Here is a 290-nt window from a genome sequence, read left to right as displayed (position 1 = left end):
GGCCTGAGGTACATCCCATGCCATTGATGAAATTCAAGCCCACTTCCCCCGGCCGCCATTCGGCCGTGCGCGTGGTTACGCCCGTTCTGCACAAGGGCGCACCGCACGCAGCGTTGCTGGAGCCGAAGAGCAATACCGGTGGTCGTAACCACCACGGTCGCATCACCACCCGTCACGTGGGCGGTGGACACAAGCAGCATTAGCGTCTGATTGACTTCAAGCGCAACAAGGAAGGCATGCCGGCGCGCGTGGAACGCATCGAATACGATCCGAGCCGCACCGCCCATATC

Annotated in this window: 1 pseudogene; it reads left to right on the top strand. The window is 61.7% G+C overall.

Annotated elements, in window-relative coordinates:
• Positions 1-17 precede the first annotated feature (17 nt).
• Positions 18-290 (top strand): annotated as a pseudogene (locus KVS69_RS19335) (50S ribosomal protein L2); the annotation flags it as partial.

The sequence above is a fragment of the Stenotrophomonas sp. GbtcB23 genome (genome assembly GCF_019091045.1).
Lineage (GTDB): Bacteria > Pseudomonadota > Gammaproteobacteria > Xanthomonadales > Xanthomonadaceae > Stenotrophomonas > Stenotrophomonas rhizophila_A.
This window is presented reverse-complemented; position numbering and strand designations above follow the sequence as displayed.